This window comes from Streptomyces sp. NPDC059002 (genome assembly GCF_042740435.1).
Taxonomy (GTDB): domain Bacteria; phylum Actinomycetota; class Actinomycetes; order Streptomycetales; family Streptomycetaceae; genus Streptomyces.
The window spans coordinates 32,540-51,566 of the sequence record NZ_JBHYJI010000051.1; the positions used below are offsets into that span (position 1 = coordinate 32,540).

A 19,027-nucleotide genomic window follows, 5' to 3' on the forward strand; every position below is an offset into this window, starting at 1 on the left:
ACAAGCGGACGGCGCTCCGGCGATGTGCGGGACGCCCGAGAACGCAGAAGATCTTGCGAGCTCCCCCAGGAAGCGATTCGGTCCTGCCCGTCAGACCGATCAAACCGGTCAGACCGATCAGGCGGATCAGGCGGATCAGGCCGGTCAGCCCGCCGAGACGTCCGAGGAACGGTCCGCGTTCTTGGCGATGTAGTTGTAGGCCGTGGACGAACCGCTGACTTGCAGTTCATCCATCTCAAGTACCTCAAGTTCGCCGAGGTCGCTGTCGACCTCGGTGTTCATCTCGATGTCCATGGAACCTCCATGCGCGAGTGGAACACGAAACTGGAGTATGTTTCTGGGACTTCAGTCCCCGAACAGGCTCTCTGTGACGATTCGTCACGGTCAAGGGCGCCATCAAGCCACGGTCGTTCAACCGGCAACTGCGGGCGGCGACGAGGGCTCGCCGCTCCGACGACACGGCTGCGGATCCGAGGACGGAGCCGAGCACATCGAGGCCCCAACTCACCCTTCAGCCACATCAGTTGACATCACCCTCCCCCCTGGATCTGATTCAGCCAGATCTCCGTCTGCCCCAGTGACGTGATCACGCCTCATCGCCAAGTCCCAGCCACTCCAGTAAGTGCCTGCTCGGCGGCCCTCTGGGGGGTCACCCACCCAGACTCGATGCATGTATGACACATGCATGACCAGCAGGAAGCGGAGACCCGCGCCCCTGCCGCGGTGGGGCCGCCGCGGCACTGATCGCCCCGCGTCCAGAGCCCCACGCGCTGGCTCATGTTGCACACCTTGCTTGACCGAGAATTTGCCATCCGCCACCCTCGGACGCATATGCAGGGTTGCCGCGGGAACGTATGAATCCGTACGGTTGAAAACGTCAAGCTAATACATCACCAAGAGCCGAGAGTCCATGCACCACGGAAACCCCGGAAACCCCATCGGGGTCTTCCGTGGGCATTTGTTGGCACGTTTGCGGTAGTCGAAGGCGCATCACGCGTCGAGCTTGATAACGCGGTTGTTTCCCTCGCTTGCGACGTTTGTGATCCCGGTCAGGAATGGGATCGGCCACAGCATGAGAAGTGGTCGACGATTATCCATACCGCGAGGGGAAAGGATGTACGACACTCCCATGACACGGCATTTACGTGATGGCGCGACCACGTTGACCCGCACCGACTTCGAACCGGGTGGTGAGATAGTCGAGCTGCACCGCGGGCTTTCCAACTTGAGCGCGCGTGAGGTCGAGGTTCTCCATCTGGTCGCCACCGGCAAGACCAATTGCAGCATCGGCATGGAGCTGGGAATCTCCGAAAGGACGGCGCGAGAACACGTTGCGCGGATCATGCTCAAGCTTGGCGTGGGCTCCCGGGTCGAAATCGCCGTCATCGCCACCAAATGGAGGTTCGAGGGCGCCTCGTCCGGTGGCGCGGGTTGGCAGGACGGGGAGATAGACCAGCTGTCGCAGCGGTTGGTTCCGGATGAGTTATGGGTGCTTGTGGAACCATTAATTCCACGCATTCGGGCGCGTCCGCAGATAGCGGGGACGACTCCCGCCGAGGCGCGGGCGGTGTTCACCGCGATGGTGTATGTGGTGACCAGCGGATGCGCCTGGCAGGACTTGCCGCCGTCGTTCGGTGTGGCGTTCCAGGCCGCGCAACGCCGGTTTTGGCAGTGGACCGAGGCGGGCATGTGGCCCCGGCTGCATTGCGCGATTCTCGACGAACTCGGGACACAGGGTCAGATCGACTGGTCTCAAGCCGTCGTCGATGCCGCGATCATGCGGGCGGAGCGGGAGGACGACGCCCAGACCCGTTCCGGTTGATCGAGGAAGCCCCGTTGGACGGGTCGGCCGGCCACCGCCGTCTGGCCCTCCGCCACGCACACCGCGCCGACCTCTTCACCGCATTCAGGAGGAATACTTTGTCCAATCTGTCCGATAAATTGGCCAACTTGTCCCCTGAAATGCGAAAGCTCCTCGCGGCACAACTCCGCGGCGACGCGACCGAAGTACCACCGGTGGCCGCCGCACCGCCTGGCCAGCTGCGATGGTCCGCCCAGCAAGAACAGATGCTGTTCTTGGAACAGACAGGTGGCGATCCATCCGAGCACAACCTCATGTACCGGTTCACCCTGCACGGCCGAGTCGACGACGACAGGCTCGTGACGGCGCTGCGGGAAACGGTCAGGAGGCAGTCCGCCCTCTCTGCACCGACAGGCTGGAACGAAACCGATACGCGCACTGACTTACCGGTGCGCGTTGTTGCAGCCACCGACTCGACACCGGACGACGTACTCGGCGAGCTGCTCCGAGCCGAAGCAGCGGACCCCCTGTCGCTGGAGAATCGAGTCCTCGCACGCGCAACCCTCGTGCATTTCTCTCAGGACGAGCATCTCCTCCTGTGGACAGTTCACCAAGCTGCCTGGGACACCCCGTCCGTCGCCATTTTTATGCGCGAGACAGAAGCCGCCTATGAGGCAGCGACGGGGGTGGCGGGGGTGGTGGAAGACCTTAAGCTCACCTACTCCGACTTCAGCCACTGGCAGTACGAGATGCTCAGTCGCCGCGGTGACGATCTCCGGCAGTGGTGGTCGGCGACCGACTATCGCGGTGTGTCGCTGCCGCTGGATCACCCTCGACGAGACAACGACGGCCGACTCCGCAATGTCACCCCTGTCCAGATGAGCGCTGACGTCGCCAGCAGCGGCGTCACGTCTGCGCTCGCTGAAATCGGGCGTGCCGTGGGTGCGGAATTGCCGACCGTCGTCTTCGGGCTGCTCACTCTCTTGGTCTCCCGCTGGAACTACCAGGACGAAGTCACCATGGGCTGGACCGGTGATACTCGACCGAAGGAACAGTTCGATGACGTGATCGGCTCCTTCTCGAATGTGCTTCCCGTCACGGTCGGCATCGATCCTGCGGCAGATCTGCCGACGTTGCTCTCGACCGTAAGTACCGGAATTTCTCAAGCCGTTGAACACGGCGACCTTCCGCTCGCGCAGATCGCGAGCGCCATGAACCCCGGTGAGCCAGGGCGCAACACCGTCATCAATCTCAAGTACGGATTCGAGAACAGCGAGGCGGCCGTTCCCTCTATCGACCTCGGGGGATGCCGGATGGCCCTGGCGGAGGCGTATCCCGGTGCCATGGACGTAGATGTGTCCTTCGTTGTGCGGGAACGCGAGGGCGGCTTGGAGCTCACGACTTCCTACCGTGATGATCTGTTCGATCGAGCGAGCCTGGAGAATTTCGTCGAGTCACTCGGTGAACTGCTCCGCTCCGCCACTCAGGACGACGGAACACCTCTCGGCCGACTCGGCATCGTGACCGACCGTCAGCGCGCTGCGCTGGCCGACCTGGGAAACGGTGGGATCTCGACCCCCGCCGCTTGCGACACCGTCCTTGAGGCGGTCTACAAGCACGCCGCGAGCAGGCCGGACAGCGAGGCAGTCCACTACGACGGTCGCAGTCACACCTACGCAGAGATCCTCACCGACGCGCGAGCGATCGCTGACGCCCTCGGTGCGCACGGCGTCGGCCCGGGTGCACGTGTGCTGCTCCTGAGCAGGCAGAGTCCGGTCGCCGTCAGCACGGTGCTCGCGACGTCCATGCTGGGCGCCGCGTACGTTCCGCTCGATGTCGAAGCGCCCGCGGCGCGCCTCTCCTCGATCGTCGGGAGCACCGGCGCCGCGGCCCTGGTGATCGGTGCGGACGCGCACCGCGAGCAGGCCCGCGAGCTGGTCGGTGACACCATCCCGATCATTGATCCGCAGGCAGAGCAGGCAGAGCAAGCAGAGATCGGCGTCATTGATCCCCGAGCAGAGATACGTGCTCCACGCGCGGGCATGGCCTCGGCGACCCAGACTCTGCCCACGCCGGATGACACCGCCTACGTCATCTTCACCTCCGGCAGCACAGGGGCGCCGAAGGGGGTGGTGGTCAGCCAGCGCTCGCTCCTGCACTTCTGCAACGAGTTCGTCGCCGCCTTCGCCATGCAGTCCGACGACCGGGTCCTGGCCTTCGCCCGACCGAGCTTCGACGTCTCCGTGCTCGAGGTTCTCGCGACCCTCTACGCCGGCGGCACGATCTGTATCGCCGCCGTCGAACAGCGCCGCGACCCTCAACTCCTCGCGGACTTCATGCGGCACGAACGCGTCTCGGTCGCGGAGCTGCCCCCTGCCCTCATGCCGCGGCTCGAAGGTGACTATCCCGACCTGCGCATCGTCTCGGTCGGCGGCGAAGCGTTCCCCGGCTCGCTCGTCGAGGAGTGGGCGCGGGACGGTCAGGAGTTCTGGAACGGCTACGGTCCGACCGAGACGACCGTCGGAGTCACCCTGATGCGCTGCGAAGGGCAGTGGCTCACCTCGCCGCCCATCGGACGGCCCCTGCCCGGACTGCGCGCCTACGTCCTGGACGCGCACGGGCAGTTGCTGCCGCCGACAGCGATCGGCGAACTCTGCATCGCGGGCCCCAGCCTCGCCGACGGCTATCTCGGCGAACCGGAACTCACTGCCCGCAGCTTCTGCTTCGTGCCCGACATCGACGAACGCATCTACAAGACCGGTGACCTTGTGCGGTGGCGGCCGGACCGCAACCTCGACTTCTACGGTCGCAACGACCGCCAGGTCCAGGTCAACGGATTCCGTGTCGAGCTGTCCGAGATCGAGCAGATCCTGGGCACCATCGACGGCATCGACCAGGTACGCGTGGAGTTCCTCGACCATCACGCCCTCGGCCAGTGCCTGATCGCCTTCATCGTCCCTGTCGCGGAAGAGGCGGTGCCTGATGCGACGGCGTTACGGCAGGACGCCGTGAAGCGGCTTCCCGACTATGCGGTCCCGCGTAGGTTCGTCCCTCTCCCCGCGGTGCCTCTCACGCCGAACGGCAAGGTCGACCGATCGGCGCTCGAGGAAGTCCTCGCCAGTCAGGACGCCGATGTCGTCGGTGCGGCCGAGCCTGTCCTGTCGTCCACCGAGCGCCGTCTGGCCGAGAAGTTGATCGGGCCCGCTCTCGGCATACGTACGCCCGACCCTGACGCTCGGTTCTTCGAGCTCGGCGGCAACTCCCTTCAGGTCACTCAAATCGTCGGGGGAATCCTTGAGGAGTTCGGCGTACGGCTGCCCCTCGTCGACTTCTTCAAGAACTCGTCGATTCGCGCCCTCGCCGTACAGGTCGACCGTGCCGCCGATTCGACGATCGCGTCGCCCGACGTCGACTCCTCGTCCTGACCAGGAGAAGAAGCCTGACTGGGTGAATGAGCCTGACTAGGAGAAGAAGCGTGACCGGACCGCAGGATGCGCGCGACATCGATCGCGATTCCGATGCAGAGATCGAGAGCATTCTCAACGAACTCTCCCTGCAAGAAGGACAGCAGCTACTGGAAGCCTTGACACGGGGTGACGGGTCCGACCAGGACGCGTGGCTCCCGACCATCGCGTTTCAGGAAGAAGTTCTCGAGGTCGCGGACGCCCACCCGCACAGCCGTTGCGCGGGAATCCACCAGCTCTTCGTGCTCAAGGGCCCCGTGGACGCGGCACGGTTGCGATCCGCGTGGCGCAAGCTGCAGGTCAGGCATGACGCGCTGCGCACGACCTTTGGCGAGGCGGGCGATCAGTGGCGCCAGAAAGTCACCGAGCGCACGAGTGAGCTCGTCATTCGCGGTGCCACGATCGATGAGCATGCGATGACCGAGACGGTCGGTCGGCATCGGGCCGAAGGCTTCGACCTCGTGAATGGCCCCCTGGCCCGCGCCGAGCTCGTGCTCGGCCGCGAGAACACGCACATCCTCGTCCTGTCATGGCATCACTCCGTCGTCGACGGCTACTCACTCGGCGTGCTGTGGGACGACCTGTGTCAGGCGTACAACGACCCTGGACGCGCTCCCGAACCGATACAGCAGGGGGAATTCGCCCGGCGTCAGTCGACGTACCGCATCGCGCGGGCGAAGGAGGCCGCGCTCACCATTCGTGCGCGGTACCCGAAAGCCCTCGACGCTCCTGCCGTCGCACGTGAACGTCCGCACGACGTGGACCTCGGCGGGATCACCCTTCGCTGGGGAAGCGACGAGAGAACGGCGCTTGCGGCGAGTGCGGATGAGCAAGGGCTGACCTTGTACATGGTGTTTCTCGCGGCCTACCGTTCCGCTCTTGAGGCGAAGGGTCTCCTGTCGCGGGACGCCCCTGTCTGGACTCCGATGTCCGGCCGGACATCGGGTTCTCTCGGCCGGAGTGTCGGCCTGTTCATGAACCTGGTCCCGGTCTTCGGTTCGCTCGCATGCCCGGCCGAAGGCGAGACGTCGATCGAGGCGTTGCGGCAGGGGTGCATCGAGGCGTTCGACCGCCAGGACGTGCCGCGCAGCGATCTGCTGGACATTCTTCCCGAACTGCCCATGGCGAGTGCGCTGTTCGCGCTGCAGAACACCTCCATGGGCGCCGGTGAACTCGCCGGAGTCCAGCGGTCGATGCCCAGGCCGTCAGGGTTTCCCGCCACTGATCCGATTCTGGAATTCGACAGCCCCGTGTGCGGTCTGTTCCCGGCGGCGTTGTCCGTCGGGTTCATGGCGGACAAGAGCCTCGCCGGGGTGTTCGAGTACGACCGCACGCGCATGGACGTCGCGACCGCCACCGAGGTGACGCGTCACTTCTCCGGCCTGATCGACAAGGCGATCGCCGGGACATTCCCCTGGTGAGGGCGGGAGGACGTCGCAGGCGCGGCGGGGCAAACAGCCGGGGCCCGGCTCGAAACACCTTCATGAGCAACTCGAAACACCTTCATGGGTAAGGGGACGAAGTGATCAGAAGTGGCTTCTCGGCGAAACGGCTGACCCGCGTGCGAGACGTGCTCGAGCGTCGCGTCGACGCCGGCCACAGCCCGGGGGTGGTCGCCGTCGTCGCCCGCCACGGCGAGGTCCACGTCGAGGCCCTGGGCAACCTCGCCTTCGAGGGCCCGGGCGCGCGGACGCCGATGGCAGCGGACACGATCTGCCGCGTCGCATCGATGACCAAGTCGATCGTCGCCGCCTGCGCGATGACGCTCGTCGAGGACTGCACGCTCCGCCTCAACGACCCGGTCGACGCACTCCTGCCGGAGCTGTCGGGCATGACCGTGCTCGCCGATCCGAACGGGCCGCTGGACGACACCGTCCCGATGAAACGCCCGATCACACTGCGCGATCTGCTCACCTGCCGCCTCGGCACCGGCGCGATCATCACCGAGCCGGGAACGATCCCGATCGCCGACGCGCTGAACGCGATCACGGAAGGGGGTCACCCGGACGATCCCGAGCCGTCGACGGACGAGTGGGTCCGCCGGCTCGGCAAGCTCCCGCTCGTCCATCAGCCGGGTGAGCGCTGGATGTACAACACCGGCCCCACCCTGACGGGCCTGCTCATCACCCGCGCCACCGGCCTCTCCCTCGACGACGCGCTGCGCGAGCGGATCTGCGAGCCGCTCGGGATGAAGGACACCACCCTCCGCCTGAGCGGGGAGGGAGTCGACCGGCTTGCGACCGCGTACGTGCACAACGAAGCCACCGGCGAACTCACCGCCGAAAGCCCCGACGGGCCCTGGAGCCGACCGCCGACGTACAAGGAGGCGGCCAGCGGGCTCGTCTCGACCGCCGCCGACTGGCTCGCCTTCACCTCGGCCCTGCTCGGCGGCGGTACCCACCGCGGCCGACGGGTGCTGTCCCGGCCGTCGGTGACGATGATGACGAGCGACCACCTGACGCGGACGCAGAAGGCGGTCTCCCGGTGGTTCTGGCCGATGGACCACTTCGCGGACTTCGGCTGGGGCTTCGGGATGGAGGTCCGCACCCGGCGCATCAACCTCGGCCCCTCGGTCGGGAGTTACGGGTGGTACGGCAAGTACGGCACCGCCTGGTGCAACGACCCGTCCGAGGACATGACGTTGATCCTCATGATCCAGCGGTCGGAGGGGCTCGAACTGCCCGCCCTCCTCGACTTCTGGACGGCCGCCTACCAGGCGATCGACGACTGAGACCGGCGCGCCCCTGCGCCACCCGCACGCCTCAGCACACCTGCCCGGCCGGTGACTTGGCTGTCGTCACCGGCCGGGCAGATACGTGTTCCTCGCCTAACCCTCCTGGCCGCGGGTCGGGACGTTGGCATACAGCGCCCTGACCAGGTGGCGGCGGGCGTTCGGCCGGTCCTTGTAGGGGTGTCGGCCGTGCGAGAGACGGTCGTTGCGGAAGATCAGGGCTTCGCCGGGAGCCAGGCGTACGGCCAGTCGGTAGCGCGGGTTGTCGGACGCCGCGCGGAGGAAGGCCAGTGCGCGGTGCAGGCCGCCGGGCGGGCCGACCGAGAAGTTCCACGTACAGGTGTCGTTGTCCGTGTAGCGGGTGGCGAGGTTGCCCGCTTCGTCCACCGCGAACACGGGGCCTGTGTTGCTCACGTCGATGTCGGGCAGAGTGGAGCGGCGGCTCAGCGCCTTGGGGTCGAGGAGTGCTTCCGCCGCGGCCGGGTCCGTCTCGCGGAGTTCGGCGAAGGCGGCCAGCGAGTTGAAGAGCAGGGTGTCACCGCCCCGGTGGGCGGCGCGGACGCAGTAGAGGATGGTGGTCCTGATGTCGCCGATGTCGTCGAGGAGACCGTCCACGTGCCATGCCTGGCCCGTTGTGGTGCTGAAGCCCGGGTGCCGGTCCTTCGTGTCGCTGCGGATGTCGCTGTAGGCCGCGGAGTAGTCCTTCGTCTCCGCGTAGCGGTACAGGGCGGGTATGTAGGGATTGCCGAGTCGCAGTGCCGCGGCCAGTGAGGTGACCTTGGCGTCGGGCGGCCCCGGCTCGGCCACCCTGACCACGGCGAAACCGCGTTCTTCGAGGATGTGCACGAGTTGGTCCGGGGCGTCGTGCTCCGCGAAGTCCACGGGCTCCGCGCACCGTGGATCCCTGAAGTCGGCTTGCAACTGTTGCACGCTGTCACCGCCCGTCAGTCGGCCGTCGAGTTGGTGTACAGCACGCCCTCCGACCAGATGTGGCGCGTGCCTCCCCATCGGGCGGCCGATGCCACGTCGGGGAAGAAGCCTCGTCCCTCGAAGTTCGCGCTGGTGTTGCAGAGCACGGGGATGCCGCTGACCTCCTCGTACGCGGCGAGAATGCGTGCGGTGGCCGACCGGCTGTGCGCGTCGATGGTCTGCAGCCTTGCGGTGCCGTCCAGGTGGACGACGGCAGGGACGCGCTCGGCCCAGCCGGGCCTCATGCGGTGCTCGAACAGCATGTAGGGGTCCGGGGTGCCGGGGGTGAACACCTCGGGTGCGCGGGCTTCCAGGCAGATCGGAGCGACCGGCCGGTAGTCGGCCCGGTTCTTGATCGCGTTGAGCCGTGCCTTCATCCCGGGATCGTTGGCGGGGGCCAGGATGCTCCGGTTTCCCAGGGCGCGCGGGCCCAGCTCGGCATGGCCCGACAGGACGACCACCGGTTCGCCCTCGGTGTGCATCAGCCGTGCCAGCTGCGCCTCGTCGCAGGGCCGCGCCCGCCACCCGTCGGGGACCGGTCCTGCCACCACCGAAGGGCCGCTGTAGACGTTCCAGTCCAGCGCGAGGTTCCCGCGGTGGAACGACTCGCACACCGCCGTGCCGATGGCCGCTCCGGCGTCGTTGGGGAACGGCGGTGCGAACACGGACCGGAAGAGCCCGCTCGAACGAATCAACGTATTCCACTTGATGTTGAGCGCGCAGCCGCCGCCGAGCACCAGGTTGGGTCGCTGACCGGGGAACCTGCGGGTCACGACCTCGGTGAGCCGCTCTAGGAGACGCCTGCCCAGGTAGTCCTGGAACGTGGCGATGATGTCCGCGTCGGACATGCCGGGCAGCAGTTCGTCCCGGTTCGACGCGACCTTCGCCCCCATGATCCGGGCGTTCTCCATCTGGGCGCTGGGGAATTCGGCGATGAGGCCGTCGAAGAGGGGGAAGGCGTCCGGCTCCGTCTTTCCCAGCGCGGAGTACGCCATCGCCTTGCCCGCGACGGACAGCCGATGGCGGAGCACCTCGTCCCGCGTCATGCCGCTGAGGTCGGCCGCGTACGGGCTGAACTCCCCGCTGAAGTTCGCGAAGCTGTTTCCGGTGACGGGCAGCAGGACGGAGATCAGCGTCGCCTCGCGGGTGTCGGCCCGCACCTGGTAGAGCCGCGGCTCGATACCGCCGTCCCACACCAGGGCGAGCGCGTCCTCGCCGCGTGCGGCGTACGGGCTCGGGCAGTAGGCGCCGAGAAGGTGCTGGGCCACGTGGTGGTAGCTGGCATAGCCGGAGCCGCCGACGAAACTGGCGCCGTCGAAGCCGTACCGCCGCAGCGGCCCTTCGCCGTCGGGGCCTTCCATGTAGGGCGCGACGGCGAGTTCCACCGGCAGGCCGTCGTTGTCGAGCGTGATGGCGGGGGTGCCGCTCGCGCCGGTCGTGTACCAGCCGTCGATCACGAACTGGTCGACATCGGCGGGCGACAGTCCCTCGTGGGCCAGGATGTCGAGCACGCGTTGCAGGCTGCCCAGCGCGCTGTAGCGGGCACCGTTCTCTATCTTCTCCGCCTCGATGCTGAATCGCAGGCGACCGTCCTCGATGACCGCGACCGCACCGTCGTGCGTTAATTTGACACCACATATGATCATGAATGTCCTTCCCTTCACGTTGACGGCAGACCGAACTTCTGGCGCGTGGGGGAGAAACTCGGCTATGAGGCCGCTGCTGCTCGCGTGAGACGAGCGAGCACCCGGGCATCGCTGAGCAGAGGGACAGCGAGGTCCTGCGAACCCTTCTGCGCCGCCACGAGGACCTCGGACAGGAAGAGCCGCATGCTGTCGGCGGGCGCCACGCTGTGCACGTACGTCCGGTCGCCGTCCTGGACCCGCAGGTCGACCGTCATCCCCGGCAGGGCCGAGAAGGGCCGCTCGACCTCGATCGTGAACCCCTTCCCCATCAGCCGGACCATGTTCTGGTAGGCGGTCGTGAAGCCGAACTGGCCGATGACGGTCCGGCCACCGGGATAGCCCGCGAGCATGCTGTACGACGTGTCGAGCCCGTCGGCGGTGCGATCGCCCACGACGGCCTCGACCCGCTCGGGTTCGACGCCCCACAGCACCCGGCCGAGGGACACCGCGTAGGGGCCGGTGTCCCGCAGTGCCCCGCCGCCCTTGGCCCGGTCGAACCGCCAGTCGTCGGACGGGACCGGCGGAGTGAACACCGCGAGCGCCTTGGTGACCTGCGCGTCGAGGTCCGCGAGGACCGACTCGATCGCCGCGAACAGCGGGTGGAACGCGTAGCAGGTGGCCTCCGCGATGACGAGCGATGCCGACCGGGCCCGCGCCACCAGCTCCTCGGCGGTGTGCGGGTCCGGCAGGCCCGGTTTGTCGGCCACCACGTGGTGGCCGTGGTCGAGTGCGCAACGCACCACCTGGGCGTGGTCGTTGTTGACCAGCGAGACGTACACCAGGCCGGGGCGGGTGACGGTCAGTGCCTCCTTCCAGTCGGTGTGGACCGTGCCGAGCTTCGGCACCCGCCCGAGCGCCTCGGCGTCGGCGTGCGCACTGACGACGTGAATCGTCTCGATCTCGGGGATGGACGCGGCGGCCGGCAGCACGCGGCGCTCGGCGAACCGTGACATGCCGATCAGCAGGAGTTCCATGGCCTCGAAGGGGTTGGAGGGAGTCAGCGGCGCGGGGTGAAGGAGACGATGTCGCCCGCACGTTCGCCGCCCGTGAGCTGGCCGTTCCGGTCGGTGCGGACGTACGCGCGGTGCAGCCAGCGGTCCTTGCCGTCCCAGCGCGCGGTGAACGGGGCCCGCCCGTGGGCGACCCGGAAGTTGTCGATGATCAGCAGGTCGCCCCGGGTCAGCAGCACCGCCTCGGTGGCCGCCGTCAGGGCCGCCGAGAGCGCGTCGAGGGCCGCGATGTCCTCCGGGGTCTCGGCGGTGAGGAACGACCGGTTGAAGCTGACGTACGGGTCGTCCTTGTCGCCGTACAACGGCTTGACGCGGGCGATGGCTTCGGGGTCCGCGGCGTCGAAGCCCCGCGTGAACACACGGTCGAACAGGTGCTTGCGCACGTCGTCGCTGAGCAGCGGGAGCGCCTTGCGGATCGAGCCGACGAGGGTCGCGGCCTTGCCCTCGTGGTCGCCGCGCGAGCAGGACAGGATGATGTAGTTCGGCTGCCGGGCGTGGTGCGAGAGGTCCGTGTGGAACTCCAACTGGGTCTTGGAGGTTCCCCCGGACAGACGGTGCGCTTCGCGTGCCGGGTACAGCTCGTGGAGGACCGTGATGGAGCGGCGGTTCCCGTAGCCCTGGTCGTAGGCGGTGAGGAGGCCCAGCCTGCCGCCGACGATGCTGAGCATGGCCTCCATGTTCAGCAGTCGCCGGTCCTCCGGCGGCGGGCTGGACTCAGGGGTGCGCGGCAGCTCGTCGTCCGGCTCGACGGGCAGCCCTCGCAGCAGCAGATAGCCGTCCGCGTTGCCGTGGGCGTTGAACTCGTCGAGACCCTCGCGCAGTTCCCGCGGCAGACGCTCCGCCAGCCGCTTCGAGTCCTCGAAGAACGCGTACAGGTCGGCCCGTGGCACTTTCGGCAGGGTCGAGGCGAGGTCGAGCAGTTCTTCCTGGTACGGGGCGCAGTCGATGGTCGAGGAAGACACGGTGCGGATCTCCTTTCGGCGTGGTGCGATTCAGAGCAGGCAGGCGAGGAGGCTGCGCGCCTCGACGTTGACGTAATAGCCGGACTGGATCAGGCGGTTGAGCAGGCCCAGGGTCATCCACCGGTAGTTCTCCGGGGCGTCGACCGTGTGCCCTTCCGGGACCTCGACGACGACGTGCGTCGTGTCGGCGCGGGAGAAGCGCCCGCCGTCCTCCGACTGCACGGTCTGGTGGCGGATCCAGGATTCGGGCGCGTCGAGGTACTCCGCGAGCGGCGGGACCTCCTCGGGGCCCCGGTAGCTGCCCGGCGTCAGCTGCACCGTCGCGGCGAGCTCCAGGCGGTCCGTGAGGCCGGGCTGGACCATGGCCTGGACGAGGAAGTGCAGGACTCCGGCACGGCGTTGGCAGATCAGGGCCACGACGTTGCCGGGGGTCGGCTCGAGCATGGGCTGCCACCACGTGTCGACCTCCCGGCTCGTCGCCGCGACCGAGAGGCCGATGATCTGGAAGTAGCGGCCGTCGCGGTGGCGGATGCTGTCCTCGTCGCACACCCACTCGCCCATGTCGCGCAGGCTGATCCGCCTGACGTCCAGGCTGAACTTCGCCTTCTGGTCGATGAGCCAGGTCATCGCGGCCATCACGTCGGCGTCCGAGCGGCCCGCGTCGTGGGACTCGACCGTCTGGCGTTGGAACGGGTCCCGGATGTCGGCGGAGAAGTCCGGGGCGTCCTCTCCGGCGTACGAGATGCCGGAGAGGACCGTGCGCGCGTTCATGTTCACGCGGTTGCCCTGTGCGAGCTGGTTCCGCAGCTGGCCGAGCGTCAGCCAAGCGAACTCGTCGGCCACCGCGACGTCTTCGTCCTCGGGGATCTCGACGATCATGTTGCGGTTGCGTTTGTGCAGGTACCAGGACGCGTGCTCCGAGAGGAGCTGGTCGAAGAGGATGCGTCGTCCGGCGTGCTCCTGGAAGTACTCCAGGTACGGGGTGGGCCGGCCGCCGTGCACGCGTTGGTAGTTGCTGGGGGTCGCCTGCACGGTCGCGGCGTACTGCACCAGGCTGCTGTTCCCCGGCTCCATCTTCGCCTGCATCAGGAAGTGGTGGACTCCGTTGATGCGCTTGACGAGGATCCCGAGGATGCCGATCTCCGGCTGGACGATGATCGGCTGGCTCCACCGGGGGTTCGGCCCGAAGTCCGTACGGACCGACAGTCCTTCCACCGCGAAGAACCGGCCGGACGCGTGCTGGAGACGGTCGTCGATATGCCAGTCGGGCAGCGTGGTCAGCGGAACGTGCTCGACCCGGTAGCTGGAGCACGCCGACCGCTTCTCCAGGAAGGCGTCGGCGTCCGGGGTCTCCGCGGTGCTCAAGACCATGGACGAGGCCAGGAATCCGCCGGAACGACTCACCTTGCTTGACATGAGGCAGCTCTCCTCCACGCTACGTCGATGCGGTGCGCCGCGATGTCACAGGGTTTGGAGGGCACCGGCGGCCGCGACTTCCCGGGCCATGAGCTCGATGCCGGCATCGAGGCCGAGGGGTTCGAAGTCGATGACGCTCCGGAGCACCGACAGATCGACGGCCAGCTTTCCGGTGTCGGTGTGCGCGTCGGGGCCGGGAGTCGTCACGATCGGGGACCCCGTGGCGGCACTGACCGCGGCGAGGACGTCGGCGATGGATTTGCCTGTGCCGGTACCGACGTTGACCGTTCCGGGGAGGTCGCGGCCGGACGCGAGCAGGTCGAGCGTCGCCGTCACAAAATCGTCGACGTGGAGGAAGTCCCTGGCCTGTCGCCCATCGCCGTGGAGCGTGAAGGGATTCCCGGTCAGGGCGCTCCAGAATGCCGAGGACACCACACCCTGCCCGCGCGACTGCGGCAGCAGACGGCCGTAGACATTCACGCAGCGCAGAGAGTGGGTGGACAGGCCATGGACCCTTCTGTAGTAGTCCATGTACTCCTCGCCCATGCGGCGCGACATTCCGTACGGCGATGTGGGTTCCCCGGGATCCGATTCGCGCTTCAGTTCGTCGCCGGGCGCGTACACGGCACCGGCGGACGACAGGAAGACGATCCTCGTGCGGGGGCTGAGCGAGCGGACGGCCTCACAGAGCGGGATCACCAGCGAGAGCGTCCCGATGGCGTCGGCCGCCGGCGCCGCCGCCGACGGCACGGGAAACCGGCCGCCCGCGGCGACGACGATCGCGTCCGTGCCCTGGTCCAGCGTCTGGGGCAGACAGTCGGCGCCCTCGCCGGAGATCAGCCGGATCTCCCCCGGCCCGGGATCCGCGTCCCGGGTGGCGAAGGGGTCGGAACGACTGATCACGGTGGTGCTCCAGCCGCGGTGCGCCGCGCCCAGGGCGAGTGCGCTTCCCAGGAAGCCCGCGCCGATCAGCGTGATCCGTTTCATCGCGCGGCCTCCGTGCCGGTCCGTGCGTCACCGCGGTCCGCAAGGAGTTCCGCCAGCCGACGCACCACCGCTTCCTCTCCGTCGGCGCTGAGCGCGCGCGGATCGACCTCCAGTTGGCCCAGGTGCAGCTTGAAGTCCCGGAGATGGATGGACGGAACGCCCGCCGTCATCTCCTCGGCGAGGGTGGCGGCGCTGCGCCCTGCCGATGCGGGGTCGATCGTCAGCAGGACGCGGTAGATCGCGCGCCCGGAGTCGTCCTGGGCGACCTGGGTGGAGAGGCCGGGGAGCTTCTCAAGGCGGGCCGCGAGCTTGGTCATCCGCTCGCGCTGCTCCGCGGCACGCTCTTCGTCGGTGACGGCGGTGTACTCGCGGACGGCCTGGAGCAGGCCCAGCAGGTTCTCCTTGCCGACCTTCATGGGCCGGGCGATGCCGGAGTACTGCGCCCGGCATGCCGCGACCAGGTCCCTGCCCCCGCAGATGAAACCGGAGGTGGGCGCGCCCAGCATCTTGGGACCGCTGTAGATCACCAGGTCGGCCCCGCTCGCCACCCAGCGCCGCAGATCCCCTTCGCCCGCGGCGTCCACGATCACGGGGACACCGCGCTCACGGCCGATGGCGACCAGTTCGTCGAGCGGGACTCCCTTGCGGTGGACCGCGTGGGTGCGGGAGGTGACGTACACCAGTGCCGCGGTCCGCTCGGTGACGGCGCTGACGACGTGGCTGCGCAGCGTCTCGTTCACGGCGCCCACCTCGACGGTGCGGCCGCCGCCCATCGCGATCATCTGTGCGATGGGCGCGCCCCCGTAGCTGATGGAGTGGCCCTTCTGCAGGACGATCTCGTGGGGTCGGTCGCCGGGGTCGGGCAGGCGTTGTACGCGCAGTGCGTCCGTCCCGGCGACGCAGGCGGCCACCGCGATCGCCATGCCTGCGGCCGCGCCGGTGACCGGACAGGCGTCCTCGCTGCCGGTGACATCGGCGAGGAAGCCGCCCGCGGCCCGCCAGAACTGGTCGACGTCGACGTGGGACCGTGCGGCGTTCCCCATGGCCGCGATGACGCCGTCGCTGAGCGTGCAGCCGCCCAGCGGGGTCGAGTTGGCCTGTGCGCTGACGATGGGCGCGACATTGAGGTCCTGATATTCCATCATGTGCTCCCTGTTCGCCTGTCGACATGTGGGTGGAATTCCAACTCATTCACCGCGCAATTCCTTGTCCAGCCAGGTCAGGAATGCGGCCGTGCTGTTCTCGTAGAGCCGCTCCATGCGCCGCATGGGTCTGCCGACCTCGCCGGACTTCACCTGCTGCAGCGCGTCGGCGAGGCTCTTGGCACTGGGCTCGTGCAGGACGACTCCCAGGTTTTCGCGGGCGACCAGATCGCCGGAGATCCCGTGCGGGTCGATGATCGTGGGGATGCCGTGCAGCCAGGTGTCGCGCAGCCGCAGCCGGGTGCCGGTCTCGTTCTCGGCGCCCGGTCGCGCGATGCAGACATAGGCCTCGGCGGCCTTCACGTACTTGACGCGCTCGGACAGGGCGAGGGGCTCCGTGTTCAGGTGGACGCGATCGCCGAGCCCGAGGTCGTCGATCGCCCTGCCGACATCGGCGATGGTGGACCGGGTGTCCTCGGTCGGCGTCGCGTGCAGGAAGGCGGCGCTGGCGTCCACGCCGCGGTCGCGGAGGATCGCCATGGCCTCCACCAGCATGAGCGGCTCGAAGAAGGCCCAGATGCCGCCGGTCCAGAGGAAGTCGGCCAGGTGGACCGGGTCGGTGGCGTCGGCCTCCTCGAGCCCGGCCCTGCTGAACCCGACCGGCACGGTGGTGATCAGGTGGTCGAGGGTCCAGGACCGCGCGATGTCGTCGGGCGTGGTCCTGCCGAACGCGCACAGCGTCGACAGGAGCGCCGCACGCTCGACCTGGGAGCGGCAGAGGAAGTGGTGCGTGACCTGCAGCAGGCGCCGGTAGGTGCCGAGGAAGCGCTGGTGCTCGCCGGTCGGGTCGGCGCAGCCGAGCACCGACGGGTAGCTCATGTGCTCGATGGGCGCCCGGCATTCGCTGATGATCAACTTGCGGTGGGCGACGGCGAGTTCGATGCGGCGCCGGTCCGGGGTGTCGAAGAACATGACGGCATCGGCCGCCGCGATGGCCCGCGCCGCGTCCTCGCCCGGCGCCACCACCCGCGCCGCACCGAGGTCGACGATGTCGGTGGCGGGTCGGGTGATCACGTGCACCGTGTACCGGCGGCTGAGGACTTGGGCGATCTCCGCCAGGCGCTGGGCCGCGCCGGCGATGGAGGTCTCGGACAGGGAGTAGGCACCTGCGTCGACGACGACGATTGGTTGGTCGGTCATTGCGCTGCGAGCACCGTCCAGTCAGGAGATGTCGGCGAAGTAGAAGGGTGGGCCGCACTGTTCGCGGACGCGCCGGCTTCCCGCGCCGTCCCGGCGGACACCGGCCCGCGCGTTGCCGAACTCCTCGGCCAGCGCGTGCACGGCGGCCTCGCGTCCCCCGATGAAGGTGAGTTCGTTGACCCCCAGGCGGAGCACCGGGCCCGGCAGGCCGGGCAGGTCCACCTGGACGTTGACCCGGATCCCGTGGTCGTACAGGGACTCCGAGAAGCGGTCGGTCCGCTCCGCGTCCCCGATCTTCACCCAGACCTGGTGGGTGCTCGTCGCGTGGCCGTTCTCGTCCGCGGCGACGTCGAACCCGTCCGCCGCGAGGAGCTTGCTGAACAGGCGCGCGTTGCCGATCACCTGTTCCGCGTAGGCCTGGCCGAAGTGGCGGAACTCCGCGGCGGCGAGCCCCAGCGCGAGCGTCTCGGCGAAGTGATGGCTGCTGAGCATCGTGAACTGCGCGTCCTTCAGCCGCTGGTGCAGTTCGGGGTTGCGGGTGAACAGGACTCCCTTGTGCGGCCCGGGGAAGCTCTTGTGCGTGGAGCCACCCATCGTGTCGGCACCGGCGTCGAGCGGGTTGCCCAGGGCGGACCCGAGGATCAGTCCCATCGTGTGGCTGCAGTCGACGTGCAGGAGCGTGCGCGGGGAGTACGTCTTGATGAGGTCCGCGACACGCGACACCTCCAGCTCGTGGCGGCTGTTCTGCAGGTCCAGATAGACCAGTTCGGGTGCGCGCTCGCGCAGGACCTGTCCGAGCCGTTCCTCGTCGACCCGGCCGCGGGCGACGGGAACGGTGGCCGACGCGAAGCCGAGCCGGCGCGCCAGGTCGGCGGTGGCGTAGTGCCCGCCGGACGCGGCGTCGATGGAGACGACCGTCCCGCCCGGTTCTCCGCCGAGCCCCGCCATCGCCATCATCATGGCCGAAAGCCCGGATATGGGCCGTTCGTTGACGTGCGGGGCGCGGGCGAGCTCGCGCAGCTGGCCGCGGGCGAGATCCGTCTCGATCTCGGCCACTTCCTGGCCGCCGCGGAACTGCCAGAAGCCAGGGTCGAGCGCGTCGTTGAAGAAGTACCGGTTGTAGTAGTCGGTGCTGAGCGGCAGTTGGGCCAGCGGCGACAGCTTGTTCTCGCTCGGCACGAGATTGACGGCGGCGTCCGCCTTCCTCTCCTGGGAACGGAATCGATCTACGACCTTGCGGAGCTCTCTGATGTCAGTCATCCCCTGGATCCCGAAAGTCTGCCTGTGTGGGTTTTCGAAGTTCCGTGGGTCTCATGGCCGGCTGCCTGGACACCGACCTTTCCTGGGCCACTCGCAAACGTCTGACTCTGCGCGTCGCATTCATTGGTGGAATCCCAGGAGTGCGGAGCAATAACGTACGTCTGTGTTTCGTGGAATCTTTAGTGTGCGGGGGCCCGCGACCATGCGTCTACCGACTCTTCGTCATTGGCGGATCGGCCCGGCACGCCCGGTCGACGGGGTCTGGCCACCGCTCCCACGCCCGCGGGACCGGGCCTGGCCGATGTCCCGTGGCCGAAGGGCCAATAGGCACGGCGAAGGATCGAAGGGACTATTGCTTCGCATTCCGATGAGCAGAGCGCGCCCGTCCTCTGGGAGAAAT

At 67.9% G+C, this 19,027-nt stretch carries 14 protein-coding genes; 4 read left to right on the forward strand and 10 right to left on the reverse strand.

Features of this window, described 5'->3' with window-relative positions; all coding sequences use genetic code 11:
* Positions 1–144: 144 nt before the first annotated feature.
* Complete coding sequence (locus tag ACFWZ2_RS33210) at positions 145–294, reverse strand: hypothetical protein (RefSeq protein ID WP_384552041.1); 150 nt, start codon at positions 292–294, stop codon at positions 145–147.
* An 820-nt stretch (positions 295–1,114) separates the two neighbouring features.
* Between ACFWZ2_RS33210 and ACFWZ2_RS33215 the strand changes: the two genes are divergently transcribed.
* The 4 genes from ACFWZ2_RS33215 to ACFWZ2_RS33230 all read left to right on the forward strand — a co-directional run bounded on the left by ACFWZ2_RS33215 (position 1,115) and on the right by ACFWZ2_RS33230 (position 7,996).
* Positions 1,115–1,822 (forward strand): transposase, encoded by a 708-nt coding sequence (locus tag ACFWZ2_RS33215; RefSeq protein WP_384552042.1) that lies wholly within the window; start codon positions 1,115–1,117, stop codon positions 1,820–1,822.
* Positions 1,823–1,920: 98 nt separating this feature from the next.
* Positions 1,921–5,226, forward strand: coding sequence for an amino acid adenylation domain-containing protein (locus tag ACFWZ2_RS33220; protein WP_384552044.1), 3,306 nt, complete (start codon positions 1,921–1,923; stop codon positions 5,224–5,226).
* A gap of 50 nt (positions 5,227–5,276) precedes the next feature.
* Positions 5,277–6,686: a condensation domain-containing protein gene (locus ACFWZ2_RS33225; protein WP_384552046.1), complete on the forward strand. Its 1,410-nt coding sequence runs from the start codon at positions 5,277–5,279 to the stop codon at positions 6,684–6,686.
* Positions 6,687–6,835: 149 nt separating this feature from the next.
* Entirely contained in the window at positions 6,836–7,996 is a 1,161-nt protein-coding gene (locus ACFWZ2_RS33230) for a serine hydrolase domain-containing protein (RefSeq protein ID WP_384552048.1), read from the forward strand.
* A gap of 96 nt (positions 7,997–8,092) precedes the next feature.
* Here ACFWZ2_RS33230 and ACFWZ2_RS33235 read toward each other — a convergent pair whose 3' ends face one another.
* From ACFWZ2_RS33235 to ACFWZ2_RS33275, 9 genes are all read right to left on the reverse strand, one after another.
* Complete coding sequence (locus tag ACFWZ2_RS33235; protein ID WP_384552050.1) at positions 8,093–8,926, reverse strand: TauD/TfdA family dioxygenase; 834 nt, start codon at positions 8,924–8,926, stop codon at positions 8,093–8,095.
* A gap of 14 nt (positions 8,927–8,940) precedes the next feature.
* Positions 8,941–10,611, reverse strand: a complete 1,671-nt coding sequence (locus ACFWZ2_RS33240; RefSeq protein ID WP_384552052.1) for a carbamoyltransferase N-terminal domain-containing protein — start codon at positions 10,609–10,611, stop codon at positions 8,941–8,943.
* A 62-nt stretch (positions 10,612–10,673) separates the two neighbouring features.
* Positions 10,674–11,624, reverse strand: a complete 951-nt coding sequence (locus tag ACFWZ2_RS33245) for a Gfo/Idh/MocA family protein (protein ID WP_384552054.1) — start codon at positions 11,622–11,624, stop codon at positions 10,674–10,676.
* Between the two features lie 23 nt (positions 11,625–11,647).
* The gene (cs1, locus tag ACFWZ2_RS33250) at positions 11,648–12,622 is read right to left on the reverse strand and encodes a clavaminate synthase Cs1 (RefSeq protein ID WP_384552056.1); all 975 of its coding nucleotides are present in this window, start codon (positions 12,620–12,622) and stop codon (positions 11,648–11,650) included.
* Between the two features lie 30 nt (positions 12,623–12,652).
* Positions 12,653–14,038 carry an NDP-hexose 2,3-dehydratase family protein gene (locus tag ACFWZ2_RS33255; protein ID WP_384552058.1) on the reverse strand — a complete coding sequence of 462 codons (1,386 nt, stop codon included), beginning with the start codon at positions 14,036–14,038 and terminating at the stop codon, positions 12,653–12,655.
* A gap of 45 nt (positions 14,039–14,083) precedes the next feature.
* On the reverse strand, positions 14,084–15,025 hold the full coding sequence (locus ACFWZ2_RS33260) for an NAD-dependent epimerase/dehydratase family protein (RefSeq protein ID WP_384552060.1): 942 nt from the start codon (positions 15,023–15,025) through the stop codon (positions 14,084–14,086).
* On the reverse strand, positions 15,022–16,170 hold the full coding sequence (locus ACFWZ2_RS33265) for a hypothetical protein (protein WP_384552062.1): 1,149 nt from the start codon (positions 16,168–16,170) through the stop codon (positions 15,022–15,024). Before ACFWZ2_RS33265 ends, ACFWZ2_RS33260 begins: the two co-directional genes overlap by 4 nt.
* A 42-nt stretch (positions 16,171–16,212) precedes the next feature.
* Positions 16,213–17,367 (reverse strand): hypothetical protein, encoded by a 1,155-nt coding sequence (locus tag ACFWZ2_RS33270; protein ID WP_384552064.1) that lies wholly within the window; start codon positions 17,365–17,367, stop codon positions 16,213–16,215.
* A 21-nt stretch (positions 17,368–17,388) separates the two neighbouring features.
* A complete protein-coding gene (locus ACFWZ2_RS33275; protein ID WP_384552066.1) occupies positions 17,389–18,627 on the reverse strand; it encodes a hypothetical protein in 1,239 nt (412 codons plus the stop codon).
* Positions 18,628–19,027: the final 400 nt, after the last annotated feature.